The 24972-nt window shown below is 38.2% G+C and carries 22 protein-coding genes; 7 read left to right on the plus strand and 15 right to left on the minus strand.

Annotation, left to right across the window (positions count from 1 at the left end; genetic code table 11):
- Positions 1-20 precede the first annotated feature (20 nt).
- Positions 21-221: a hypothetical protein gene (locus ACYT6F_RS15250; RefSeq protein WP_472598486.1), complete on the minus strand. Its 201-nt coding sequence runs from the start codon at positions 219-221 to the stop codon at positions 21-23.
- A gap of 203 nt (positions 222-424) precedes the next feature.
- Between ACYT6F_RS15250 and ACYT6F_RS15255 the strand changes: the two genes are divergently transcribed.
- From ACYT6F_RS15255 to ACYT6F_RS15265, 3 genes are read left to right on the plus strand one after another with little or no spacing between them, the layout of a single operon-like run.
- Positions 425-1021, plus strand: coding sequence for a Crp/Fnr family transcriptional regulator (locus ACYT6F_RS15255; protein ID WP_472598487.1), 597 nt, complete (start codon positions 425-427; stop codon positions 1019-1021).
- 51 nt (positions 1022-1072) lie between these two features.
- Positions 1073-1402: a DMT family transporter gene (locus ACYT6F_RS15260; RefSeq protein WP_472598488.1), complete on the plus strand. Its 330-nt coding sequence runs from the start codon at positions 1073-1075 to the stop codon at positions 1400-1402.
- A gap of 44 nt (positions 1403-1446) precedes the next feature.
- Complete coding sequence (locus ACYT6F_RS15265) at positions 1447-2163, plus strand: T9SS type A sorting domain-containing protein (RefSeq protein ID WP_472598489.1); 717 nt, start codon at positions 1447-1449, stop codon at positions 2161-2163.
- A 41-nt stretch (positions 2164-2204) separates the two neighbouring features.
- On the opposite strand, the gene ACYT6F_RS15270 is transcribed toward ACYT6F_RS15265, so the two are convergent.
- The 5 genes from ACYT6F_RS15270 to gpmI all read right to left on the minus strand — a co-directional run bounded on the left by ACYT6F_RS15270 (position 2205) and on the right by gpmI (position 7052).
- Positions 2205-2972, minus strand: coding sequence for a class I SAM-dependent methyltransferase (locus ACYT6F_RS15270; RefSeq protein WP_472598490.1), 768 nt, complete (start codon positions 2970-2972; stop codon positions 2205-2207).
- Entirely contained in the window at positions 2973-3782 is an 810-nt protein-coding gene (map, locus tag ACYT6F_RS15275; protein ID WP_029293020.1) for a type I methionyl aminopeptidase, read from the minus strand.
- Positions 3783-3868: 86 nt separating this feature from the next.
- The gene (locus tag ACYT6F_RS15280) at positions 3869-4297 is read right to left on the minus strand and encodes a BT0820 family HAD-type phosphatase (protein ID WP_472598491.1); all 429 of its coding nucleotides are present in this window, start codon (positions 4295-4297) and stop codon (positions 3869-3871) included.
- A 92-nt stretch (positions 4298-4389) separates the two neighbouring features.
- Positions 4390-5370 (minus strand): acyl-ACP desaturase, encoded by a 981-nt coding sequence (locus ACYT6F_RS15285; protein ID WP_472598492.1) that lies wholly within the window; start codon positions 5368-5370, stop codon positions 4390-4392.
- Positions 5371-5510: 140 nt separating this feature from the next.
- Positions 5511-7052, minus strand: coding sequence for a 2,3-bisphosphoglycerate-independent phosphoglycerate mutase (gene gpmI / locus ACYT6F_RS15290; protein WP_472598493.1), 1542 nt, complete (start codon positions 7050-7052; stop codon positions 5511-5513).
- A gap of 163 nt (positions 7053-7215) precedes the next feature.
- On the opposite strand from gpmI, the gene ACYT6F_RS15295 reads away from it, so the two are divergent.
- A complete protein-coding gene (locus ACYT6F_RS15295; protein WP_472598494.1) occupies positions 7216-7539 on the plus strand; it encodes a translation initiation factor in 324 nt (107 codons plus the stop codon).
- A 307-nt stretch (positions 7540-7846) separates the two neighbouring features.
- Here ACYT6F_RS15295 and ACYT6F_RS15300 read toward each other — a convergent pair whose 3' ends face one another.
- The 3 genes from ACYT6F_RS15300 to ACYT6F_RS15310 all read right to left on the minus strand — a co-directional run bounded on the left by ACYT6F_RS15300 (position 7847) and on the right by ACYT6F_RS15310 (position 14015).
- The gene (locus ACYT6F_RS15300; protein WP_472598495.1) at positions 7847-8746 is read right to left on the minus strand and encodes a leucine-rich repeat domain-containing protein; all 900 of its coding nucleotides are present in this window, start codon (positions 8744-8746) and stop codon (positions 7847-7849) included.
- Between the two features lie 60 nt (positions 8747-8806).
- The gene (locus ACYT6F_RS15305) at positions 8807-10951 is read right to left on the minus strand and encodes an alkaline phosphatase PhoX (protein ID WP_472598496.1); all 2145 of its coding nucleotides are present in this window, start codon (positions 10949-10951) and stop codon (positions 8807-8809) included.
- 1228 nt (positions 10952-12179) lie between these two features.
- Entirely contained in the window at positions 12180-14015 is a 1836-nt protein-coding gene (locus tag ACYT6F_RS15310) for a cytochrome-c peroxidase (protein ID WP_472598497.1), read from the minus strand.
- 227 nt (positions 14016-14242) lie between these two features.
- Between ACYT6F_RS15310 and ACYT6F_RS15315 the strand changes: the two genes are divergently transcribed.
- The gene (locus ACYT6F_RS15315) at positions 14243-15097 is read left to right on the plus strand and encodes a nucleoside phosphorylase (protein ID WP_472598498.1); all 855 of its coding nucleotides are present in this window, start codon (positions 14243-14245) and stop codon (positions 15095-15097) included.
- Between the two features lie 88 nt (positions 15098-15185).
- Here ACYT6F_RS15315 and ACYT6F_RS15320 read toward each other — a convergent pair whose 3' ends face one another.
- Positions 15186-16340 (minus strand): hypothetical protein, encoded by a 1155-nt coding sequence (locus tag ACYT6F_RS15320; protein ID WP_472598499.1) that lies wholly within the window; start codon positions 16338-16340, stop codon positions 15186-15188.
- Between the two features lie 169 nt (positions 16341-16509).
- On the opposite strand from ACYT6F_RS15320, the gene ACYT6F_RS15325 reads away from it, so the two are divergent.
- Positions 16510-16809 (plus strand): hypothetical protein, encoded by a 300-nt coding sequence (locus ACYT6F_RS15325; RefSeq protein WP_472598500.1) that lies wholly within the window; start codon positions 16510-16512, stop codon positions 16807-16809.
- Between the two features lie 116 nt (positions 16810-16925).
- A complete protein-coding gene (locus ACYT6F_RS15330) occupies positions 16926-17741 on the plus strand; it encodes an enoyl-ACP reductase FabI (protein ID WP_472598501.1) in 816 nt (271 codons plus the stop codon).
- Positions 17742-17865: 124 nt separating this feature from the next.
- On the opposite strand, the gene ACYT6F_RS15335 is transcribed toward ACYT6F_RS15330, so the two are convergent.
- The 5 genes from ACYT6F_RS15335 to ACYT6F_RS15355 form a co-directional block, all read right to left on the minus strand.
- The gene (locus ACYT6F_RS15335) at positions 17866-19305 is read right to left on the minus strand and encodes a glycoside hydrolase family 30 protein (RefSeq protein ID WP_472598502.1); all 1440 of its coding nucleotides are present in this window, start codon (positions 19303-19305) and stop codon (positions 17866-17868) included.
- 47 nt (positions 19306-19352) lie between these two features.
- Positions 19353-20159 carry a glycoside hydrolase family 16 protein gene (locus ACYT6F_RS15340; RefSeq protein WP_472598503.1) on the minus strand — a complete coding sequence of 269 codons (807 nt, stop codon included), beginning with the start codon at positions 20157-20159 and terminating at the stop codon, positions 19353-19355.
- 82 nt (positions 20160-20241) lie between these two features.
- Positions 20242-22464 carry a beta-glucosidase BglX gene (gene bglX / locus ACYT6F_RS15345; RefSeq protein ID WP_472598504.1) on the minus strand — a complete coding sequence of 741 codons (2223 nt, stop codon included), beginning with the start codon at positions 22462-22464 and terminating at the stop codon, positions 20242-20244.
- Between the two features lie 148 nt (positions 22465-22612).
- The gene (locus ACYT6F_RS15350) at positions 22613-24085 is read right to left on the minus strand and encodes a glycoside hydrolase family 30 protein (RefSeq protein ID WP_472598505.1); all 1473 of its coding nucleotides are present in this window, start codon (positions 24083-24085) and stop codon (positions 22613-22615) included.
- A gap of 18 nt (positions 24086-24103) precedes the next feature.
- Positions 24104-24964 carry a hypothetical protein gene (locus ACYT6F_RS15355; RefSeq protein WP_472598506.1) on the minus strand — a complete coding sequence of 287 codons (861 nt, stop codon included), beginning with the start codon at positions 24962-24964 and terminating at the stop codon, positions 24104-24106.
- Between the last annotated feature and the right edge of the window lie 8 nt (positions 24965-24972).

The raw sequence follows: 24972 nt of genomic DNA on the forward strand, positions 1-24972 counted from the left end.
ATCAAAACTTTTAAAGTTGATTACTCATTATCGGTACGTACATCCTTGAGACTATCCTGCATTCGAACTGTATCCGACCGCTGCTCCAGTGTATTGATGGTATCTGAATCACGGTTGTTTACGCTTTGTTCTTTGTTGGCCTGGTCAATGTACTGTGTTTCGGATTTTGTGCATGCTGTAAGTAATGTTATATCACATGCAGTAAGAATCAGTTTTTTCATATATTTAAAATTTAATCTTCTCAAACTTATCAAATAATAAGTAATCATTTTATGATGTAAGTCACAATGAGATGATGTATAATTTACTACAGCTTTTTTAAAAATATAGATGTATATTTATGATCTTAATCACAATAAAGACTGTTTCATTTTAATACATGCAAAACTGTGGTATCTCACGGTTCAACTAAAACCTTATATCTATGTTAATTGAAGAACAACTCTTAATGTCTTACGGCGCGGAAGTGGAAGACCTGGATCCTGCGTATGTAATTTTCGAGGAAGGCAGCACGCCGAAATATTATTACCAGATCGTAAAAGGCAGAATAAAACTCAATCATTACGATGAAGACGGAAAAGAGCTTATTCTTGCGATTTTGAATAAAGGATTGAGTGTATGTGAGCTTTTATTATTTATCGACGAAAAATACCCGGTGAATGCCATTACATTTGAAGAAACCACTGTACTGAAACTTCCGAAAAGTGATTTTATCAGGCTCCTGGACGAGAATACCCAAATTTCGAGAGACATCAATAAATTTTTATCCGAACGTCTCTACTTTAAGTATATCATGCTGGAGAATAATACTTCCCTGAGACCTGATGTCCGTATAAAAGGGGCACTGAACTACCAGAAAAGTTTTAGCGCAAATCAGGCACAGTTTTCATTTGAAGTTCCGCTCACACGGAAAGATATAGCTTCCATAACTGCGTTAAGGGTAGAAACTGTAATCCGGACTATTAAAAAGCTTGAAAAGGAAGGTTTTCTTAAAATCATTAACAGGAAAATATTCATTTAAATGGCAAAATTGCTTTTAAATGCTGAACTTTGCCGGAAGAAACTTAAAAAAATGAATTGGATCATCTTAATTATTGCAGGATTATTTGAAGTTGCCTTTGCATCATGCCTGGGAAAAGTAAAAGAAACAAGTGGAACAACCATGTACCTTTGGTTCGGAGGTTTCCTGATCTCTCTTACGATAAGCATGCTTTTGCTCATCAAAGCTACCCAGACTCTTCCTATCGGAACAGCTTATGCGGTATGGACCGGAATCGGTGCGGTAGGAACCGTATTAATGGGAATTTTCTTTTTTAAAGATCCCGTAAGCTTCTGGAGAATATTCTTTATTATAACCCTGATTGGTTCTGTTGTCGGTTTGAAAGCGGTTTCTTCTCATTAATTTTATTCTTTTTATTTACTAAATTTGGAAAGAAATTATTAACCATGAAAAAGATCTTACTTTTATTGCTTGCCGGCAATGTGCTTTCCGCTCAGAACGCGGAATTATTTAATAATAACTGGTATATTTCCAAAATAATTGATAACGGACAGACGACCACAACGCCCGCAATGGATATACCTTTGTCGAAATCAGATTTCATAACGATTTCGGGAGGTTTGGGCAGCGGCTATGCTTTTAATTCAAAACATTTTAATAATTGTCAGCTGGAAATATCATTTGCTTCCGGAATGAACAGTTTTTCTAAAACTAATGCAGCCTGTACCCTTTCCATGTACGGAGGAAATAATCAGACCGCTGTTAATAACTATGACCAGAAACATCAGAATTTCTACATTATTCCGGTGGCAGAAACGTTTACCTATGAAATTGTAAATAACGGTTCCGATAAAGTTTTGATCATAACGAAAAATTCAAACGGTGACAAAATTTATTACAACAATACCAATTCATTTCTGGCAACAAAAGAAAATCTCCTGAAAGAAGCATTTCTGATCGCACAAAATCCTGTAAAGGAAAACCTGATGATTGAACATGCGGAAAAAGGAATGCCTTTTCAAATTTTTGATGTAACAGGAAAACTTATTTCCACAGGAGAAACATCCGGTGAAAAGTTCAAAATTGATACTCAGCATTTTGCTAAAGGACAGTATATTGTAATCATAAAAGGATCGAAACCCCTGAAATTTATTAAAGAATAAATAGTTATAATAAAAAACGTCTCCGGTTTGGAGACGTTTTTTTATCTTTTATACACAATAGGCAGAATTTCATTTTTCCTGAGACCGTATCTTTCAATTTCTTCATCTGAAAACTGCTGAGAATAGAAATTAGCTTCCGTTTCAAAACCTGCTTTCTGAAGTCTTGCAAAGTAATCCATTCCGTACCAGCGAACGTGATCATACTGCCCGAAATGCTTCTGCCGTTCCTTTGGATCTGTGATCGTGAAATCTTCATAGGTTTTTTCAAGAGCATTCTTCATAGGAACCTGTAAAATGCCCCAGCCTCCCGGTTTCAGCACCCTGTACAGTTCGCTCATCGCCCTGGAATCATCCACAATATGTTCCAAAACATGATTACAGAAAATGATATCAAAGCTTTCATCTGCAAAAGGAAGATCGAGAATATCTGCCTTTACATCTACAATGGGCGAAAAGAGATCTGCCGAAATATAATCCAGGTTCCTCATCCGTTTAAACTTTCTGAGGAATTCCTGTTCGGGAGCAATGTGCAAAACTTTATGATTTTTAATAAAAAAATCCGTTTCATTCTGAAGGTACAGCCACATCTGGCGGTGTCTTTCAAGGCTTAAGGTTCCCGGTGACAAAGCATTTTCCCGCTGCTTGCCGTATCCGTACGGAAGAAACTTCCTGTACGACCGTCCGTCAATAGGATCTACAAAGCGGTCTCCTTTGAAAAGCCGGTAAATGAGCGGCCTCGCCCAGATACTTAGGTTAATCAGCATAGGACGGGGAATTTTATTTAATAAAAGTTTGGCGACCTTTTTCATTTAAAAATCCAGTTGGAAAGCTTTTTCTTCATCGCTTTCGATACCCAGGGCATCGTAAATATACTGAAAAGTGGAAAGCAATACCGGTTTTCCGTTGATTACCGCCACATCATGTTCGAAATGTGCAGATGGCTGATTGTCGAGCGTGGTTACCGTCCAGCCGTCATTATGGAATTTTACTTTTTCAGTACCCAGATTGATCATCGGTTCGATCGCAATCGTAAGACCGTCTTTGATAACCTTTCCGCTACCCTGTCTTCCGTAATTGGGAACCTGAGGGTCTTCATGCATCTGTCTTCCCACACCATGACCTACAAGCTCTCTTACCACGCCGTAGCCTTCTTTTTCACAATGAGCCTGGATTGCATGAGAAATATCCCCTATTCTTTTTCCTCTGATACACTGCTCAATTCCTTTGTAAAGAGATTCTTTGGCAACTTTCAGAAGCTTTTTGGTTTCAGGCTTCACTTCACCGATTTCAAAAGTGTAGGCATGATCGCCCACAAAACCATTTAAAACAGCACCACAGTCCACGGAAAGCACATCACCTTCTTTTATTTCTTCTTTGCTTGGAAAGCCGTGAACAACCTGCTCATTCGGCGAAATGCAAAGTGAATAGGGAAATCCTCCATATCCTAAAAATGCAGGCTCTGCACCGTGATCTTTGATAAAATCGTGCGCCAGTTTATCTAAATATAAAGTGGTAATTCCGGGTTTAATTTCTTTTGCCAGCATCCCTAACGTTCTGGAAACCAAACGGGCGCTTTCTTTCATAAGACGAAGCTCGTCTATTGTTTTTAACTGAATCATGTAACTAATGTAACAATTTAAAAATTTAACAATGTAACAATCAAAATTGGTAAACTCTTACATTGTTATATTGTTAGATTTATTCTTTACCAGAATAATCCTTTCTTTTTTTCTTTTTTAAGTTTTGAATAAGCCAAAACTTCTTTTCCTTCTACGCGGAACTCTATTCTTTCCTGAATAATATTATAGATTTCGCCCCAACCCGGAAAACCGCCTAAGTTCCTGTCGTCGATAAACCAGTCTGCATCTATTTTTCTCGATTGATTTTCAGAATCAAAAACTTCTCCCTCAAAGCTGGAATTTACCGCATAAAATTCAATACCGTTTTTCATACAGAATTCTACGGCCTCATCTAATGTTTTCCCGTGGCGATAGGTCCATAATATAAGTCTGTATCCTTCTGACTGAAGTTTTTTTAATGTTTCAAAAGCGAAAATTTTCGGTTTGCCAATCGCCGGATATGCATCGTCAACAATGGTTCCGTCGAAATCAACAGCAATTTTTTTATTATTCATCCTGTGAATTTATTTTTTAAAAACGCAAAGATACAAATAAAAAGTGCCAAATATAATCCGGCACTCTTACTTTTATAATTTAATGATATAGACTAGCTTTTAACCCAGCTGAACTGGAACTGCAGGTCGGGAGTCGAGATCCGGTCTGTGATTTTCTGAAGTCTCGCCGGAAGTTTCATCAGGTATTCCTGAGCTTTTTCGGCTTTTTCATTAAGACCTTTAACGTGTTCTATTTTCCATTCGTCAAGAAGTTCTTTCATAATGTTGATGTAATCCTGACCTGTGTACACCATACATCTTTGTGCAGCATCTGAGAAATGGCCCCAAAGCTCACCGGCTTTCTGTCCGGACTGTCTCATCATGTGAGCAGGCATTACAATTTTCTTGCGCATCATATCTTCAAAAGCAAGGATCATTTCCGAAGGATCGATTTCCAGGATTTTTGCCACAAAATGCTTGTATGCTTTAGCGTGTCTTGCTTCATCGGCTGCAATAACCCCGCACATTTTAGCAAGCTTTCCGTTTCCGGACTGCTTTGCAAGCGTCCCTACTCTTCTGTGGGAAATATTGGTAGCTGTTTCCTGAAAACTTGTGTAGATGAAGTTTCTGTACGGATCCATACTTGTTCCCAAATCAAAACCGTCATTAATAAGGTATTGAGTGGTTACTTCAACCTCTCTCATGTTTACTCTTCCGCACAAATAAAGATATTTGCTCAAAAGGTCCCCGTGTCTGTTTTCTTCGGCAGTCCAGGCTCTTACCCAGTGTGCCCAGCCAACTTCTCTCTGTTCCTGATCTACACCGTCTACACCCATTAACCATGATTCGTAGGAAGGCAAAGCTTCCTCTGTGATGCAGTCACCGATCAGTGTTACAAAAAGATCGTAGGGCATTTCCCGGGCAAACGTCTGAATTTCTTCAAGATCGTATTTAAAGTCTGCGCTTGAAGGATCCGGAAGATAATCAGAAGGCTGCCATATTTTTTCGATTGGCGTTAAAAATTTATCCAGAAAAGAGCCCACTTCCTTTTCCAAAATTCCCATTACTTCTTTCCTAACAAGCTTTTGATACATTTTATAAATTTAGGTTTAATTTGCAAATTTAAGTTTTTATTTATTATTTAGAACATAATAAACTGTTAAATCTTCTGACATTAATCATAAAAAATGCCGCTATATCACTTATAACGGCAATTTTATCTAATAGCATTAATTTAACTCACTAAAATATCTCCTGTCATGATCTCCGGTATCTCGACACCCATTACTTTCAGAATGGTTGGTGCAACATCTCCCAGTTTACCCGGTTTAAGGTTCCAGGTATGATCTTTATCCATCACGATGAAAGGAACAAGATTGGTTGAGTGCTGGGTATTCGGTGAACCGTCTGGATTGATCATTACATCGGAATTCCCATGATCAGCCAGAATGAAAACTGCGTAACCGTGTTCATAAGCTGTTGTTGCTACTTTTTCAATACACTGATCTACGGTTTCTGCTGCTTTTACAGCCGCTGAAAATACACCGGTATGACCTACCATGTCGGTATTGGCGAAATTTAAACATATAAAATCTGCCGTCTCATTTTCCAGTTCCGGAAGAATGGCATTGGTAATATCGTGGGCAGACATTTCGGGTTTAAGATCGTAGGTAGGAACATCTTTAGGACTCGGGCAAAGCAGTCTTTTTTCTCCGTTGAAAGGTTCTTCTCGTCCTCCTGAAAAGAAAAACGTCACGTGAGGGTATTTTTCAGTTTCTGCTATTCTGATCTGTGTTTTGTGATTTCTTTCAAGAATTTCACCCATGGTTTCGTGAAGGACTTCTTCATCAAAAACAACATGAACATTCTGGAAAGTCTTGTCATAATTCGTCAATGTGACATAATACAACGGCAGTTTTCTCATGAAATATTCAGGATTATCATGCTGTGTAAGTACTTCTGTGATTTCACGCCCTCTGTCTGTACGGAAATTAAAACAGATAACAACATCATGATCTGTAATCTTGGCGATAGGAACCACATTTCCGATGGCTGTAGAATCAATCATGATAATTGGCTTCATGAACTCGTCGGTAATGTTTTCGTCATACGACTTCTGAATTTCCAGCAAAGCATTAGTTGTCTGCGCTCCTACTCCTTCCACCATTGCATCGTAAGCAATTTTTACACGTTCCCATCGTTTATCTCTGTCCATCGCGTAATATCTTCCTACAACAGAAGCAAGCTTACCTACAGTTTTTATCATATGTTCCTGAAGATCTTCAATAAAACCTTTTCCGGAATGAGGATCGCAGTCGCGACCGTCTGTAAAAGCATGAACAAATACATTTTCACGCAATCCGAATTCGTGTGCTGCTGTAAGAAGACCTTTAAGGTGATTGATATGGGAATGCACGCCTCCATCGGAAACCAAACCGATAAAGTGTACTTTTTTATTTTCTCTTTTAGCATATTCAAATGCGTCCTGAATGACTTTCTGCTGGCCTAAAGAGCCGTTTTCTACCGCCATGTTCAGTTTCACCAGATTCTGATACACTACTCTTCCGGCTCCGAGATTCATGTGTCCCACTTCGGAATTTCCCATTTGTCCTGCAGGTAAACCTACCGCCAGACCGCTTGCTTCAAGGGTGGTATGCGGAAAATTTTTAAGGCAGTTATCTATAAATGGTGTGTTGGCTTTATCAATTGCTGAAACGTCAGGATTCATCCCCAATCCCCATCCGTCAAGGATTGCTAATATTGCTTTTTTTGACATTTTGTATAAACTTTTGTATTACAAATTTATTTATTTTGAAATGAATGAAAGAATCGGTGTACTTAAAATTTATTTAAATTTAACCTTCAGGGGTTTCAAAACGTTTGAAGGCTTGGAGCTGTTATCTATTTTTTTGACTTAAATATTTTATTAATTTTGCAATATGGATTTAAGAGACCAACTGAAAAACCTCTTTCCTGAGCATGAGGAGCAGGATTTTGAGATGCCTGAAGAACAATTCAGACAGAAAGAGCCTTTGATTTGCAAATTTGAAAAGAAAGGCAGAAACGGTAAACCTGTAACGATTGTTGAAGGCTGGGAAGGCACGGAAGAGGAACTGAAGAAAATATCAAAAAAGATAAAAACCACCTTAGGAATCGGTGGTTCTGAAAAGGACGGCACGATCATCATACAGGGGGATAACCGTGATAAAATAATGAATATCCTTAAAGAAATGGGATATAAGACCAAAAGGGTCGGCGGATAGATTTGTTTAATAAAACTTGTTTCACACGCGAGGATCGCAAGGATTGAATGAAATGGTTGGGTATATTTTGATCGCAAGGGCACTTCGTTCAGCAAATGATAAAAGAAAAGAACTATCGTATGTAGATTTTTTTTTTTCGTTCGTATCAGCATTGATTATATCGAATCTTTAATTTCACTTGATTTAAGCATTTTGCTATCATTTGCTGAACGAAGTGCCTTCGCGATCGAAAATATACGCAATAATTTTAATCAAATCTTTGCGTGCATCGCGTTAAAAAACACATTACAATTACATCGCTCACATGTTAAAAATAGATCTGCGTTTCCGGCATTATTTTCTTCAGATTTTCAATAGTTGATTTATCCATGGGGTTTCCGGTTAATATTAATGTTTTTAGGTTTTTTAGCTTTGAAAATTCAGCGGGGAGATCTTTCAGATTATTATTGGCCAGATTCATGCTAACTACATTCTTCAGTCCTTTTACTTTGGGTGAAATTTCCTGGATATTGTTCTGACTTACATTCAAAAACTCGAGATTTTTTGATCTGAATAAACCGTTAGGAAGTTTCCTGATGGAATTTTGCTGTAACTCAAGGTATTTAATTTGCTTCGGAAATTTCAGTTTGCCCAAATCGTTGAGCTGATTGGCAGCAAGATTTAATGATCTTAAATTTTTAATTTTATCTAAATCTTTAGCGATAAAGCTGATCTGGTTTCCCTGCAGGTTAATTTCTTCCAGTCCCGGAATTTCCAGTAATGCTTCCGGAAAGACGTTCAGATTATTGGCATCGAGATGAATACTTTTTAATTTTTTAAGCTTTCCTAAATTTGGATTAATACTGGTCAGATTATTTAAATTGATGGAAAAACTTTCCAGTTTCTGAAGCTCTGCAATTTCATCGGGAATATATTTGATGCTGTTTTCATTGAGATTCAGAATTGTGAGTTCTTTCAGTTTAAAAATAGATTCATCCATTTTCTCAAACTTATTTTCCATCAGATTCAGAAAGAATATGGAATTCAGCTTTTGAATTTCAGCCGGAAGATTAAACATGGTTTTTCCCCGGAAACTCATGCTGTACACTGTTTTTCCACTTTTCAGCGCATCATCAACATTGGTATAAGTAGGATATTTCACAGGGTCGATCTGTGCCTGTGCCTGTAAACAAACCAAGAATAAAACAGAAAAAAATATTTTTTTCATAAACTAAAAAAACTACCGGCAACCCATGGATTACCGGCAGTTATGTAAAATATTAATAATTTATTTTTTCAGCAATTTTACGGTCTGCTGGAATCCTCCTTCTGCTTCGATGTTCAGGATTAAAACTCTTGAAATATTAAGCTGGTTGGTGAAGTCCAAATCTAAGACCTTATTCAATCCTGAATATTTCTGGGTAAATACGATTTTACCATCAATGCTGTAAGCGGTTACTGTGATATTCTTCAATCCTTTTGCAGAATTGATTTTTACGATACCTGAAGTAGGATTCGGAGCAACGGTTACTGTATTTTCAGGCTGCGTTTCTATTGTTCCTAAAGATCCCGCTGTTCCCAGGTTGTTTTTAAGAGCAACCACTACTGTTGCCGATTTTCCTCTGTAATCGATGGTGTTTCCTGTAGCATCAATATCGGTAGAGATCGTAGAATCCGGATGCTGAACCGAGAAGAACCCGAATTTATGATCCGGCGTAAAGGTAAGTCCGGTAGGCTCTGAACCGGCAGGCATAGAGGCAAACAGTTTTACTTTAGGATTCGCCTGAGTATGATCCGGAGCTACTACCCAAATGTAGTTTTTACCGCCATCCTGCAGCACCCAAAGGTTTCCAAGCTCATCAAAAGTAAGGTTGTCATTTCCGTCTCCCCAGGCTTCAGTTTTTGTTCCCTGTGCCGTGTCGAAAGAATAGTTAGTCGTAAGACCTCCCACGAAAGTTTCCACCTGAGAAGCCGTTGTTCCGTCGTCTTTTAATCGGTATACTTTGTTCAATCCTTTTGCAGTAAAATAAATTTTGCCATCCAGCGGACTGATATCCACATCTTCAATTCCGTTGAAAGAAGTTCCTCCCAAAGACTGAGCCAAAGAAGCCGTATTATTCTGATCTGCTTTTGTCTTGTTAGGCACCTGAACCCATGTTGCTGTTGTTGCAACAGGATCTCCGCCGCTCAATCCCTGGTCTAATTTTAATACATAAAGATTTCCTGAGGAAAGGTTATTTGGAGTATCCATTACATATTTGTACACCATATGTGTTCCTCCATCTTCACCATAATAAGCAACAGTTCCCGCATTGTTGATCACTACGTTTTCGTGATTCATAATTCCCATCTGCCAAAGCTTTCCTTTGGAACCATCTGCATTTTGAGAAATTACCTGAGCCGTTACCGGATCAATTTCTACCAGCCATCCGTAATCTTTCATTCCGTCTGCATTGACGTCATTGGAAGTAGTCTGTTCTTCCGCTGTGACGATGGTACCCCAAGGTGTTACTCCTCCCGAACAGTTTCTGATCGTCTGAACCAGGCTTGGTGCCGAGAAGCTTACGGCTCTTGATCTTGTAAGCTGCCACAGCTTGGTGGTCGGGTTATAGTTGATTTCCGCCATTGTAACACCTCCCGGATTTGTTTCGTGGTTTACGGAAAGATAACCGTTCGTGCTGCTTGAGTTTTTAGCTACATAACCAGTGAAGTCATTTTGGCCTCCTACTAAACCTCCTCCTTCTGTATAGCTGTCTCCTTCTTTCAGGATCAGTTGATATTTATGTTCAGCCGGAATAATTAATTTATTAGTCTGAGCTGTCGGAACGATGGATGTAAAGCAGCTGATATGATTGGCATTACAAGGTACGGGAGTTACTGTCGTTATTGTTTTCAGGTAAGCATCAATTCTTAAATCTGAACTGGATGCTCCCCTGTTATGCAATTCGATGGAAATTCTGTTGTTTCCGTTGACAAATTTAGTTTTCGGAATAGAAAATACATTATATACGCTTTCTGCAGCTCCATCTATGGTTGTTGATGACAAAGTAGTGAAATCGATTGTTCCTGAAGGCATATTGTCTCTTACGACTTCTTCTCCGTTAAGATATACTACAATTCCGTCGTCCCTCATTACCCCCAGCTCCATCGTTGTGGAAAGGTCATTTAAATTAACCGTGAAATCTTTTGCAAAATAGGCTGTGATTAATCCTGTGTTGGTTTGCGTGGTTACAGGATCTCCGTACCCTAACGGACCATTTCCCTGCGGCCATGCCGTAACATCATAGTTTGCACTTTTCCACTGGTCTGCCAACGCGGTGTTGGTGTCATTATACTTCCATGAAGAATTTTTGTTGAAGATAAAAGTCTGGGCATTCAACAAGGTACCCGAGACCATTGCAAGAGCTGCAACTGTCAGTAGTTTTCTTTTCATTTTAAATTTCGATTTATTAGACAATGCAAATCTATTTTATTGCGGTGAAGGGCCTATTAATAGGAGTTTAAATAATCATTTAGTAATATTAACTTATGGAAAATTTAATGTTAATGAGATTAAGAATATGTTACATTAAATTAATAACATCGTGTATTTTTTAACCGCAAAAGAAACAAAAGATTTATTTTAAAGCTAAGCACAGAGACAAAAGCCAGCAAAAGTTTCTAATAATAGATTTTAGATGATTCGAAATAATCAGAAGAATTTACTATTCCAAATAAATATCTGCGAAATCAGTGAAATCAGCGGGAGAAATTTCAACCGCAAAAGAAGTAAAAGATTTATTTTTAAAGCTAAGCGTGGAGAAAAAAGCCAGCAAAAGTTTCTAATAATAGATTTTAGATGCTTCGAAATAATCAGAAGAATTTTACTATTCCAAATAAATATCTGCGAAATCAGTGAAATCAACGGGAGAAATTTTAACCGTAAAAGAAGCAAAAAAGATTTATTTTTAAAGCTAAGCGTGGAGACAAAAGCCAGCAAAAGTTATCAAATAATAGATTTTATTGACAACTTTTGTAGAGCTTCTTTGACTACGTCGATCCTAAAGGTTTCAGAATGACAAATTTGCTCCATAAGACGGTCAGGACAATCACTATTTTAGTGATAGATCTGCGAAATCCGTGAAATCTGTGGGAGAAATTTTAACCGCAAAAGAAACAAAAGATTTATTTTAAAGCTAAGCACAGAGACAAAAGCCAGCAAAAGTTATCAAATAATAGATTTTATTTGACACCTTTTGTAGAGCTTCTTTGACTATGTCGAAACTAAGGTTTCAGAATGACAATAGGATGTTTTGAAATGATCAGAAGAATTTTAATATTCCAAAATAAAAATCTGCGAAATCAGTGAAATCTGCGGGAGAAATTTTAACCGTAAAAGAAGCAAAAAAGATTTATTTTAAAGCTAAGCATAGAGACAAAAGCCAGCAAAAGTTTCTAATAATAGATTTTAGATGCTTCGAAATAATCAGAAGAATTTACTATTCCAAATAAATATCTGCGAAATCCGTGAAATCTGCGGGAGAAGTTTTTAACCGCAAAAGAAGCAAAGATTTATTTTTAAAGCTAAGCGTGGAGACAAAAGCCAGCAAAAGTTATGAAATAATAGATTTTATTTGAATTAAATTATGTTGAGATTCTTACAGAATAACAATATGAATGCTTTATTTAAGCTTTGTTTTGCTGATGTCTGTTAAAGAATTAAGAAATGCAATAATCTGTTTGATTTCGGTTTGCGTGAGATTTAATTTATCCGGAGCAAGCGTCTGGTTTTTCATTTTTAATCCCAAACCTTCGCCGCCTCCTTCATTATAGAATTCCAGGACTTCTTCCAGAGTGTTGAAAGCGCCGTTATGAAAGTACGGTTTTGTAAGGGCAATATTTCTCACCGTTACGGTTTTAAAAGAGTTTTCGTAAATCCATGAATTTTCTTTTTTCACCGGACTGTTGATCCTTCCTTTGTCGGCATCAAGCTCAACAGGTTTTTGATCGATAGGTTTTGCGGTTACTCCCAATACTTCGGATTCATTTTCATTAAAGAACGGCGGAACCAGTCCTGAAAAGTTCGGGGCAAAATGACAGGTGGCACAATTTGCTTTTCCGATAAACAAATTAAACCCTTTTTTTGCATCGGAAGAAATTTCCTTTTCATTTCTCATAAATTTATCGAAGTCACTTTCGTAAGAATACAGGGAAGCAACATAAGAACTCAATGCTTTGGAAAAATTTTCACGGTCGATATTTCCTTTTTTGAAAGCTATTTTAAAAGCTTTTCTGTATTCCGGATTTGAATTTAATTTTTTAATGATATTGTCATAGCTCGTATTGAATTCATCTTTGTTATAAATAACGTGTTCTGCCTGCTGCTCAAGATAGAAAGCCCTGAGATCATAGAAAAATCTTTTGGCAAAAACGGCATTATAGAGCGTCGGAGAATTTCTCAACACTGTTTTTCCGTCAACGTTACTTTGAGATTTAGCCTTCAGATCGGTGAATGCATTTTCAGGAAGATGACATGTAGCACAGCTCATTTTGCCGTTACCGCTTACATTCTGGTCGTAGAAAATCTGTTTTCCCAACTTTCTTAGTGCTTCGTTATCTTCCTCTTTTTTTAATAAAGTATAGAAATAAGGATCAAGAAAATCGCTGCTGAAAAAATTCCTGCTTGCCGGGTTCCAGCCTGAGAACTCTTTCAGGTCATCTGTTGTTCCGTCCCAGGTTCCCAGTTCTTCGTATAAAGGTTGAATATACTTTTTATAAAATTCGATCCTGTCAAACGTTTCAAAGTCTTTATTTTCTGAAAGATAAGAAATGCCGGCAGAAAATAACCGGTCTGCTTTTTCCGTATTGTAATTCTTAAAATAAGGATCGTCCTGAATGTATTTCTTCATTCCGGTAAAAGCATGCAGCGTTTCTTCTGAAATATTTAAAGAGCCTGGTGTATCAAAGCCGGTTACGCCCAGGCTGTATATTCTGATCAGTTCAATCCGTAAAGGCAATGTTTTATTGTTTCCTGTGCTTAAGCCGTTTTTTATGGAACTTAAATAGAAACTTGCATAGCTATTAAACAGAAAATCGGTGATTGTTTTGATTTCTTCCTTCTTCTCTTGGACTTCATCAGAAAATACCATCTCATCCAGAACCTGGAGTCCTTCGGGAGGAAGTGTGTAAGATGAAGTTCCGGCCGCTTCAATATGAAATAACGGAGCAGCATTAAGATGGGTTTTGGTAAATTCGGGGTAATGATATGCCACGTAAAATTCTATTTCTTTAAAAGAATTTCTTGTTTCCTTTAATGTCTTACGTAAATCTTCAACCGTTATTTTGTCTTCGGAAAAAGCATAAGCATCGGATTTCAATTGACTGAGTCTGGTTTTAAAATCCGTCAGTCCTTCAAAAACTGCAGAATTTTCATTTTTAAAACCTTTATGGGACGGATTGAAGGACATTACAGCAAAGCCTAAGAATACAAAAATAACAGCCAAAGGATAAAACTTCATTAATTCTTTTTTCCGCAAAACTACCGATAGGTAAAGCTTTGCAGGTTACCGCAACTTTAAATTTGAATTAAATAATGTTTACATAATATATAATAGAATTTTTATTAATTTTAAATCCCGAAATCACATTCAGAACTAAACCGTCGGTTTCTATACTGATATTTAACAATGAAGAGGATATTTGGGAAGATTGATACAGAACTTTAATTCAAATAAAAAAACATAGTATGCTCAATAAACTTGCTGCTTCAGAACTTGTTCTGAACGAAGACGGAAGCGTCTACCACCTTAATCTTTTACCTGAAGATATTGCTGAAAAAATTATTCTTGTGGGTGATCCCGACCGCGTTGCCAAGGTTTCAAAATATTTTGACACGGTTGAAATCCGTAAAAATAAGAGAGAGTTTTACACCCATACCGGAACGCTGCGCGGTGAAAGAATAACGGTACTGTCAACAGGAATAGGAACGGAAAACATTGATATCGTGATGAATGAGCTTGATGCTTTGGTTAATATCGATCTTAAACAGAAAGAGTTTAAAACCGAACATACTTCGCTGAAGCTTTTCAGAATGGGGACCTGCGGAAGTGTAAACCCGGATGTTCAGGTAGATAATATGCTGGTAACACAAAATGTGGTGGGATTAGATGGATTAATGCATTTCTACCAGGATTACCATTTTGAAAATGAATTTTCCAGAAATTTTTATGAAAAATTCCCATACGAAAAGGTAAAACCCATGCTTTACTTTTCCGAATGGTCGGAAGAACTGGGCGAATTGTATAAAGATGCCAAATATCACGGAAATACGGCCACTTTTCCGGGATTTTATGCTCCGCAGGGAAGACAGCTTCGTCTAAAAGCTCTGGACGATCTATTCCTTGAAACTTTGAATGATCTGGGCATCACCAATTTTGAAATGGAAACTTCCGCAATCTATGCGTTCTCAAAATTATTAGGACACAAAGCCATCACAGTAAATAATGTTATTGCCAACAGAAGACGCGGTGAATTTTCAGCAGATCATAATACTTCTGAGAAAAACCTTATTGAATGGGTTCTGGAAAGGATTATTAAATAAAACGACCGCTAAATATATATTAATAGAAAGGATTTCAGCATTTGAAATCTTTTTCTATTAATAAAACATGCATTGTGAGACAGGTTTTCTAAAATTCATTAATTGTAACATAAAAGTGTGCTGAATTTAAACTTTCAGCATTACCTGCTATGTTGGTAAGATTTATTGTAATATTTGAAGTTGAGGTCAATCTGGGATTTGATATCGAGAAAGTAGAGTTTCCTGCAAAATCATTTGCCGGAGTAACAACAATAGTTGCTCTTGTGGAAGACAGCACCAAAAGAGGAGGAATGGTGATATCCATCGTCGCTGATTTCCCTGGAGGAAGATTATTGATTGAAACAGGAGGCCATACTTCAAAACTGACCTGATTTTTTTGTACTGTTCCTTTATTTCCGAGCTTATATTGGCCATTAACATCAAGTTTTGCCGCAGTATTGGGGGTGCCTGTTCCAATTCCCACGTTCGCGTTACTGTCACCCAAAACAATTGCATTATATTGAGACGTTGAAGCATTGTACCCTATTGCAGTGGAGTTTTGTCCTGTTGCAGATGCTCCGGAACCTAAAGCCATAGAATTTTGTCCTGCCGTAAATGAATTATAGCCTACTGCCGTTTCATTATTACTACTGGTTTGTGCTGCGAAGCCTAAAGACAGAGATCTGTAGCCTCCGGAAAAAGTATTTTTACCGAGTGCAGCAGATTCGTTACCATCAGCAACCGCATTATATCCGATAGCTGTTGCCTGATATTTTGAACTGGCGGAATTTCCCAGGCTTATTGACCCATCTACCCCTAATTTACCTGCATTTGAAGAATTTACTTTAAAAACGAGATCATCATAAGTTGATGTTCCAAACGAAAGATTGGTAGCAACACCACCATAATTTCCTGCATTGTTACCTGCTGTACTCCAATTTCCGGAACTGGGCAGAACTGTAGAAACGGTAGCGATCTGGTTCCACTTTGAATTGCTCCAGAAATAAAATCCCACAGGAGAAACACCGCCAAGACCATTGTTCCATATTAATAAACCTTCTGCGGGGGAAGCTATTGTCGTAACGTCTGCTGTAGACAATAATGTAATTCTGGGTATAAGAAGCCCTTTGTTAGTTGAGGTAATATCGAGTACAGAACAGCTGGCAGGAGTTGTCGTTCCTATTCCAACTTGTGCATAATTAGAATTGAATTTAACTAAAAATATACAAAAAGATACTACTCTGAAATATTTGTTTTTTCTCATCTTTTGTGTTTTGTATGTACACAAATATAAATATTCTTCATAAATTATGAATCACTAACTGAAAATATTTCAGACAATTTCGATATTTTTTTTAGGAAAACTTTAACAGTGTACCACGATTTTAGGAATGGTTATTGTTTAATCTTTAGTATCACTAAAATATTTTATTATGAACAATTCAGAATACAACAAAGCCGAAAATGCAGTCGATAACACTGAAAATTCTTTAAAAAATGCAGCCGACAACACAAAATGGAAAGTGGAAGAGCTTGCTGACAGAGCAAAAGATTATATCAATGAAAAAAGAGCAAATGATGAAGAGGCAAGACATGAAGACTGGCTGGACAGAGCGAAAAATAATGTTTCCGATGCGTGGGAAAATGTAAAAGATAAAGCTGATGATGCCTGGGAGAAAACCAAAGATGCTGCAGAAGATGTAAAAGCAGAATGGAATAAAAAAACAAATTAATTTCAGTCATATAAATATTTTCAAGAAAAACGGAGTCTTTTTACAGGAGGCTCCGTTTTTTATTATGTAATAAACACAAATATTGCTACATTTGTAAACTAATAAACATTAAAAATATGTCATACGGTTTACTTAAAGGCAAAAAGGGGATTATTTTCGGAGCCCTTAATGAACAATCGATCGCTTGGAAAGTTGCAGAAAGGTGTCATGAAGAAGGTGCTGAATTTATCCTGTCTAATGCTCCTATCGCCATGAGAATGGGAGAACTTAATGCTTTGGCTGAAAAAACAGGATCTGAGGTAATAGGTGCGGATGCTACTTCCATTGAAGATTTGGAGAAACTTTTTGATGCCGCTGTTGCAAAATTTGGTAAAATCGATTTTATCCTTCACTCCATCGGCATGTCCGTAAACGTGAGAAAAGGAAAACATTATACGGAAATGAATTATGACTGGTTGGAAAAAGGCTGGGATGTATCCGCAGTTTCTTTCCATAAAGTAATGCGCGTGGCTTGGGAAAAAGACTGTATGAACGAATGGGGAAGCATTCTTGCGCTTTCTTATATTGCGGCTCAGCGTACCTTCCCGGATTACAACGATATGTCTGACAACAAAGCGTATCTTGAAAGTATCGCCAGAACTTTCGGAAATTATTGGGGCGAAAGAAAAGTTCGTGTAAATACTGTTTCCCAGTCTCCTACTCCAACTACGGCAGGAAGCGGCGTGAAAGGTTTCGGAGGATTCCTTGGATATGCAGAAGACATGTCTCCTCTTGGAAATGCAACGGCTCTTGATTGTGCCAACTACTGTGTTACTTTATTCTCTGATCTTACGAAAAAAGTAACCATGCAGAATCTCTTCCATGACGGTGGTTTCAGCAGTTCAGGGGTAACGCAGAAAGTTATTAATAAATATGATGACGAAAACAAGTAATTGTTGTTTACAATAATTTTAAAAATCCGGAACAATGTTCCGGATTTTTGTTGTTTCAAAAAACAGTTTCGGCGGCACCAAAGGTGCCGCCGAAACTTTAAAAATAATGTTAATATGAAGAGTTTTACAAAATTACGGTCTGTATAGAGTGTGCCGGAGCAGAAAGCTTCGCCGCCATTCCTTCGATCCAGAGATTAGTGTCAATATCAGTATCGGAGTCGTTCATGATTACCGTTACCAGCTGTCCGTTTTCATTCATAAATGTTGTGGAAGTAAGTGCCGCACGGTTCGATGAAGTTCCGATGCGCTGCGCATTTGGCTTTATGAATTTAGAAACATGGCCAATATAATAATATTCGTAGGTATAATGAACTTCTCCGGTTTTGGTATCTGCAATGATGGGGGCAAAGCAGAAATTACCGACGTGATTCGGACCGCCTGTTTCATCCAGGAGAACATTCCAGTCTGTCCATAAAGCGGTTCCTTTGTTGAAGTCGTTCAGCATATTTCTTCCGTAGAGCTCGCCCAGCTTTACATCATTGATTTTGGACATGTCAAACTGTTCCTTACATCCTTCCGTAAAGGCCAGAAACTTATCCGGGAAAGCCCTTTGCGTTTCAGAAAGATTATCAAAAAGCTGCGTTTTATTATTCCAGGTTTCATACCAGTGGTATCCGATTCCTGAAGCGTATTTTGAAGTTTCAGGATCGCTCAGCGTTGTAGTTGCTCTTTGGTAGATCAGGTCACGGTTATGATCCCAGATCATTACTTTTTTATCTTTATAGCCGTTTTTCCAGAGTGTTGGTCCCAGATTATTTTTAAGGAATTCTCCTTCCTCTTCAGCAGTATAAATGCAGGATTCCCAGGTCTGCGTGGCCATCGGCTCATTCTGCACCGTTAATCCCCAAACATTGATGCCTCTCTTTTCGTATTCTTTGATGAATTTAATATAATAATCTGCCCAGCTCTGGTAAAAAGCATTTTCAAGCCTTCCTCCTTTCAGCATACTTTTGTTGGATTTCATCCACGCCGGCGGACTCCAGGGTGAAAAGTAAAAAGTAAAATCATTACCGATCATTTTCTGAGCTTCCTTAATCATCGGAATTTTAAATTTCTCATCATGTGCCACGGTAAAAGTTTTCAACGTATTGTCGTTATTCTGCACATACGTGTAAGAATCGCTTGAGAAGTCGCATGAATTCATATTGGTGCGAACTACGGTATAGCCAAGTCCGTTTTTTCCATAATACGCTTCCAGAATTTCTTTCTGCTTATTCTTTGGAAGCTTGTACAGCGTCTCAGCGGATGCATCCGTGATGGCTCCTCCGATTCCTATTAATTTCTGATATCTGAAATCCGGATCAACGAAAATACAGGCATCCGTTTCTTTAGGCTGAGGCATTTTTTCAAACTTTACGGTTCCCTTATCCACCATTTTTTCATTGGTTTTAGAGTTGGTAAAAACAACTTTTGCTGATTTCCCCGCATTCTTTTTCCAGTAATTTTGTGCATTTGCATTACAAGCAACTCCTATCACAAAACAACTTACAATTAGCTTTTTCATTTATTCTTCTTCTTTTTTCTATTTTAAAACTTTACAGTTTTGAAAACTTATTTATCCTGATACACCCTTACGTAATCAATCTCAAATTTCTGCGGAAAAACAGTATCATCAATTCCTTTTAATCCGCCCCAAAATCCTCCTACCGCAACATTCAGAATCAGAAAATAAGGCTGGTCGAAAGGCCATGCGCCGTATGTTTTTTCTTTGTTTTCGTAGGTGAAAAACTTTTTGTCATCTACATACACTTCAATTTTTTCCGGGGTCCAGTTTGCTTTATAAACATGAAATTTTTCACTGGCGTCTTTTACGAATATCGTATCAGTTTTCTGAGTATTGATCTTATGATTGTAATTTTTGGTGTGTGCCGATGCATGGATAAATCCCTGATTATATCCTACATGCTCCATAATATCCAGCTCACCGTCGTCAGGCCAGGTTTTCATTTTTTCGCTCATCATCCAGATCGCAGGCCAAGTGCCGCGGCCTTTCGGAAGCTTTGCCCTTACTTCAACGGTTCCGTATTCAAATGAGAACTTTCCTTTTGTAAGAAGTCTTGCAGAGGTATATTTGCTTTCTTCCCAATTTTCTTTTTTAGCTTCAATGATGAGATTTCCTTTTTCTACCCTTGCATTTTCCAGCCTGTTTTTGGTATAAAACTGGGATTCTTCGTTTCCGAAACCGTGTCCTCCAACATCATAATTCCATTTGGTGGAATCCGGCAAACCTTTATAATTAAATTCATCCGACCAAACCAACTTTTTACCGGGATATTTGTTGGCCGTACAATTAATCACAGAAACAGCAAGCGTTCCCCCGATAATGAAATTAAATATATATTGAAATGTGATTTTCATAGTATAAGGTTTTGCTAAAATATTGTAGCCTTTTACCACTAAAAGCGGGTTTCATCCCGCTCTTAGTAAAAGTAAACTATTATTATTTTAACCAACTAATTGTTTTTGTCTGAACATCCCGTGAATTTGTTCCCACCATGATGTCAAATTCACCGCCTTCCCAGTCAAAATTTAATTCATCATCATAGAATTTAAGATCTTCCGGAGTCAAAGTAAAGCTGACGGTTTTGGTCTCTCCTTTTTTAATAAAGACTTTTTGGAAGCCTTTCAGTTCTTTCACCGGCCGTACCACTTTTCCGAATAAATCTCTGATGTAAAGCTGTACAACCTCTTCCCCATCATAATTTCCGCTGTTGGTAATGTTGATACTGATTTTTAAAGTCTGATTTCCTTTAAGGTTTGCAGAACTTAAATTCATATCAGCATATTTAAACTGAGTATAACTCAAACCATAACCAAATGGAAATTTCGGATCATTATCAAGATCAATGTACGCCGAAACATAATTTCTGTCGGTATTGTTTTTTGCAGGTCTTCCGGTGTTATAATGATTATAATACACAGGAATCTGTCCTTCTGTTCTTGGGAAAGTCATCGGAAGTTTTCCTCCGGGATTTACCGTTCCGAAAAGCACGTCTGCAATAGAATTGCCGGCTTCCGTTCCCAACCACCAGGTGTACATGATTGCCGGAATATTGTCTGCTGCCCAGTCGAAGACCAAAGGCCTTCCTGCGTTGATCATCAAAACAATCGGTTTTCCCGTTTTTGCAACTTCTTTTAAAAGTTCCTCCTGCACGCCTGAAAAATGAAGGTTACTGCGGCTTTTAGCTTCACCGCTCATCGCATGCCCTTCACCCAATGTCATAATCACAACATCTGCTTTCTTTGCCGTTTCCACTGCTTCTGCAAACATCGATCTGTCCTGACCATCAGCATTGGCTCCTTTTGCATATAATAAGGTTGAATTTTTATCCAGCTGGTTTTTAATCCCATCAAACTGTGTTATAATTCTTTGGCTGTCATCCTTAAACGCAACCGACCAGAATCCGTGGTTGGCGGAAGTTTCTTTTCCGAAAGGTCCGATTAAAGCAATGGTTTTTGTTGATCTCGATAATGGAAGAATATTTTTATCATTTTTCAGTAAGACAATACTTTTCGAACCAAATTCTCTTCCGAACTTTCTGTTTTCCTGATTATTCGTCTGCTCCTTTTGTCTTTTTTCGTTGCTGAAACGATAAGGATCATCAAATAATCCCATCTCGAATTTTTTAACCAAAATCCTTCTCGCGGCATCATCAATAAACTTCGGATCTACCTTCCCTTCCTGAACTAGTTTTGGAAGTTCCGCCATGTAAGCACGGCTTTCCATATCCATATCGCTTCCTGCAAGAATAGCTTTTTCCGCAGCTTCTTTATTGTCTTTGGCATAACCATGAGGAACCATCTCGCCGATGCTTCCCCAATCCGAAACGACAAAGCCTTTGAAGTTCCATTTTCCTTTCAGCAAATCTCTCAGAATATATTTGTTAGCCGTAGCCGGAATTCCGTTAATATCATTGAAAGAGTTCATAAATGTGGCAACCCCGGCTTCTGCTGCAGCCTTGAAAGGAGGTAAATACGTTTCGTTCAGCTGTCTCAAGCTCATATCTACCGAATTATAATCTCTTCCGCCCACTGCCGCTCCGTACGCCGCAAAATGTTTTGCACAGGCCATGATCGCATTCAGATTCCCAAGTCCTTTTCCCTGAAAACCACGGATTCTTGCAAGTCCGATCTGAGTTCCCAGATAAGTATCTTCACCGGAGCCTTCCATTACCCTTCCCCATCTCGGATCTCTGGCAACGTCTACCATCGGTGCGAACGTCCAGTGGATTCCGTAAGCGGAGGCTTCGGTAGCTGCAATTCTTTCTGATTTTTCGATTAATCCCAGATCCCAGCTTGCTGCCTGACCTAAATTCACCGGAAATGTTGTTCTATATCCGTGGATCACATCCTGTCCGAATAATAAAGGAATTCTTAATCTTGACTGTAAAGCCAATTCCTGGAATTTCCTGGTTTCTCCGGCTCCCGCTACATTGAGCATAGAACCAACCTTTCCTTGTTTTATTTCGTTTAAAACACTTGCAGAATTGGAACTCTGAGGGCCTGTTGCATATTCAAAACCACTGTATTGAACCAGCTGCCCTACTTTTTCTTCCAACGTCATTTTAGACAACAGTTCAGAAACTTTCTGATCAATGGTCTTTTGCCCGAATGCATTGATTCCAAAGGCTGTAATTGCCAATAAGAAATAAACTCTTTTCATTTATAATTTATTTTTGATTATCTATTGTTTGCTGTTTTTGTTTAAACTAAGAATTTTTCAATCAATTTTTTAAAGTTCGTAAAAGCATCCAACTTAACAAAGAATATGTTTTTTTATCCTTCACCAATTTCAGATAATCATATAAAACTTAAAAAATATACGTTGCCGTTGAACTTCCCGAAATGGTAACGGGAGCCGTTTTTTGATTATATTTAATATTAAACGCTTTATCCGTTGAATTGCCATTCTGAACGATGAGAACAGTTTTTCCTGCCGGAGTTTTGAAAGCTACGGTTGAAAGGTTATCAGCTTGTGTTGATTCAATTCTCTGAGAGTTTACCGGAACGAATTTCGATGCATGCGCAATAATATAATACGCAACATTTTTATCATATCCTGCAGATCCGGTAATGGTAACCGCACCTTTACATTGGGTACAACCACCCGGTGTATGAGGACCAAATGACGCATCATTGGCTACATTCCATTCTAAGGCTGTTTTACTCCAGTTTCTCATAGAACCGATAATAATATTTTTCGTGTGCCAATCCAGATCTCCGCCAAAATTCCCTGTAGAGCTTGTCCACTGCTCGGTAAAATAGACGTTTTTGTTAGGGAATAAGTTATGCACGGTTCCAAGAGCAGAAATATCTCCTGCATAGAGGTGGAATGCGGATCCGTCAACATAAGGATTTGCGGCAGTATCATTCAATATTGCCAAAGGATACGCCGGATTGTCACAGTTGTGATCGTACGCGATGATCTTTGTTGTAATATTTGCAGCCTGAAAAGCCGGTCCCAAATTATTTTTAATGAATGTTGCCTGATTTCCGGCTGTCATATACATGCTCGGGTTATTACCGGGGTGTAACGGTTCGTTCTGAGGCGTTATGGAATCGATCCTGATTCCCTGAGCCTGCATTGCCTGAATGTATTTTACGAAATATTGTGCATAAACACCATAGAATTCAGGTTTTAGGCTTCCTCCGATACTGCTTCCGTTGTCCTTCATCCAAACCGGTGGCGACCACGGGGTAGCCAATATTTTAATATTCGGATTAATGTTCAGAATATCTTTTAACATTTGAATTAATGCCTGATCTTTCGTAAGGCTAAATTGTGCCAATGTAGGATCTGTCTGTCCTGCCGGCATATCATCGTAGGAGAAAACTTCACTGTTAAGGTCGGAAGCTCCAATGCTGATTCTTAAATAGCTTACTCCGATCCCTGAACTGCTGAATAAATCGTTCAGGAGCTCCTGTTTTTTAGCAGCATTCAACTGATTGATGACCTGCACACTACCGCCTGTCAAGGTATATCCGAAGCCGTCAACCGTCTGAAATACCTGTGAAGCATCAACGGCAATGGTGGTTCCTGACGCCTGATTCCCTGAGAAATACGCGGTATTCTGCTGTTGTAATTTTACTGACTGGTCTCCTTTTGTAAGCCAAACCTGTACAGGGTCACCTGAGGCTCCGCCTCCATTATTTCCTGAATTGTCATTATTGTTTGCCAGATCTGACGAGGTGCTGCTGCAGTTTAAAAAAGAAAGAAGCGCTACACCGCAAAGTGCAGCACTTCTAAAGAAACTATATGAATATTGTGAGTATTGTAATTTCATTAATTTGATTTAAGCTGATTAAGTAGTTTTTCTTATTTCAACTTTATCAACACTCAGACTGTTGACTGTTTTCCCGCCACATTTAATTACTAAATAGACGGTTCCGGTAGCTGTTGCCGTATAAATGCCACTGTTTTTACCAGCATTACAACCTATTGCGGAAACTTTCCCTCCAAATGCTGTTTTACCACAACCGTCCCATGTATTAATATTTCTGTAAACAGTACCACTTAGATCATTTCCCGGTGCCGGTAAGCTATTTAACATATAAACTTCAAACCAGGTATCCGCTAGGCCTGTTGCAGATGATGCCACCATATCTATAGCATACTTTTGTCCGGCTACAACATTTACAGCCTGATAAAAAGCCTGCTGATTACCATTGGACGCAACAATTGTAGCTTTACCGTTTGCAAAGACCCATTGTGCACCCGTGGAACTTATCGGAAAAATAGTCCATTTGGCGACTTCATCAGGAGTATCAAACCTTCCTCCCTGAATGATATTTCCTGCAACAGGATCTGAAGTAGGAACAACAATAGTTTGACTTGTCATACCGCCTGACTGCCCTCCAATACCGACAGCACTATGCTGAATTACATAAGTTCCGGCATCAGGAAGGAAAATATCCATTTCGTTTTTACCGTTTGTGAATCCATCACCATCAATATTCCATTGAGAATTGATAAAACCAACATTATTGTCATTCACTCTTTTTAAATGATAGTGATTTTCACTGGTTTTAGTAATTGTAAACTGAGCGTCGACTGGAGGCTGTACCAATCCATTTCCTTCGTCCACCGAATCAGGAGTACAATTCACCATGAGAAGAGCAGCAGAAGCTACGAGAAAGCTTTTATTGATATATTTAGTTATCATATTTAGAT

This window comes from Chryseobacterium sp. NG-CE01 (assembly GCF_055695505.1).

Bases quoted from the DNA above. Each gene is read 5' to 3' on its own strand.
- ACYT6F_RS15300 (WP_472598495.1), bottom strand. From the start codon at position 8,746: ATGAAAAAAATATTTTTTTCTGTTTTATTCTTGGTTTGTTTACAGGCA.
- ACYT6F_RS15335 (WP_472598502.1), bottom strand. From the start codon at position 19,305: ATGAAAAAGCTAATTGTAAGTTGTTTTGTGATAGGAGTTGCTTGTAAT.
- ACYT6F_RS15305 (WP_472598496.1), bottom strand. From the start codon at position 10,951: ATGAAAAGAAAACTACTGACAGTTGCAGCTCTTGCAATGGTCTCGGGT.
- ACYT6F_RS15295 (WP_472598494.1), top strand. From the start codon at position 7,216: ATGGATTTAAGAGACCAACTGAAAAACCTCTTTCCTGAGCATGAGGAG.
- bglX (WP_472598504.1), bottom strand. From the start codon at position 22,464: ATGAAAAGAGTTTATTTCTTATTGGCAATTACAGCCTTTGGAATCAAT.
- ACYT6F_RS15255 (WP_472598487.1), top strand. From the start codon at position 425: ATGTTAATTGAAGAACAACTCTTAATGTCTTACGGCGCGGAAGTGGAA.
- ACYT6F_RS15315 (WP_472598498.1), top strand. From the start codon at position 14,243: ATGCTCAATAAACTTGCTGCTTCAGAACTTGTTCTGAACGAAGACGGA.
- ACYT6F_RS15285 (WP_472598492.1), bottom strand. From the start codon at position 5,370: ATGTATCAAAAGCTTGTTAGGAAAGAAGTAATGGGAATTTTGGAAAAG.
- ACYT6F_RS15350 (WP_472598505.1), bottom strand. From the start codon at position 24,085: ATGAAATTACAATACTCACAATATTCATATAGTTTCTTTAGAAGTGCT.
- ACYT6F_RS15260 (WP_472598488.1), top strand. From the start codon at position 1,073: ATGAATTGGATCATCTTAATTATTGCAGGATTATTTGAAGTTGCCTTT.
- ACYT6F_RS15250 (WP_472598486.1), bottom strand. From the start codon at position 221: ATGAAAAAACTGATTCTTACTGCATGTGATATAACATTACTTACAGCA.
- ACYT6F_RS15265 (WP_472598489.1), top strand. From the start codon at position 1,447: ATGAAAAAGATCTTACTTTTATTGCTTGCCGGCAATGTGCTTTCCGCT.
- ACYT6F_RS15355 (WP_472598506.1), bottom strand. From the start codon at position 24,964: ATGATAACTAAATATATCAATAAAAGCTTTCTCGTAGCTTCTGCTGCT.
- ACYT6F_RS15325 (WP_472598500.1), top strand. From the start codon at position 16,510: ATGAACAATTCAGAATACAACAAAGCCGAAAATGCAGTCGATAACACT.
- ACYT6F_RS15270 (WP_472598490.1), bottom strand. From the start codon at position 2,972: ATGAAAAAGGTCGCCAAACTTTTATTAAATAAAATTCCCCGTCCTATG.
- ACYT6F_RS15280 (WP_472598491.1), bottom strand. From the start codon at position 4,297: ATGAATAATAAAAAAATTGCTGTTGATTTCGACGGAACCATTGTTGAC.
- map (WP_029293020.1), bottom strand. From the start codon at position 3,782: ATGATTCAGTTAAAAACAATAGACGAGCTTCGTCTTATGAAAGAAAGC.
- ACYT6F_RS15340 (WP_472598503.1), bottom strand. From the start codon at position 20,159: ATGAAAATCACATTTCAATATATATTTAATTTCATTATCGGGGGAACG.
- ACYT6F_RS15330 (WP_472598501.1), top strand. From the start codon at position 16,926: ATGTCATACGGTTTACTTAAAGGCAAAAAGGGGATTATTTTCGGAGCC.
- gpmI (WP_472598493.1), bottom strand. From the start codon at position 7,052: ATGTCAAAAAAAGCAATATTAGCAATCCTTGACGGATGGGGATTGGGG.
- ACYT6F_RS15310 (WP_472598497.1), bottom strand. From the start codon at position 14,015: ATGAAGTTTTATCCTTTGGCTGTTATTTTTGTATTCTTAGGCTTTGCT.
- ACYT6F_RS15320 (WP_472598499.1), bottom strand. From the start codon at position 16,340: ATGAGAAAAAACAAATATTTCAGAGTAGTATCTTTTTGTATATTTTTA.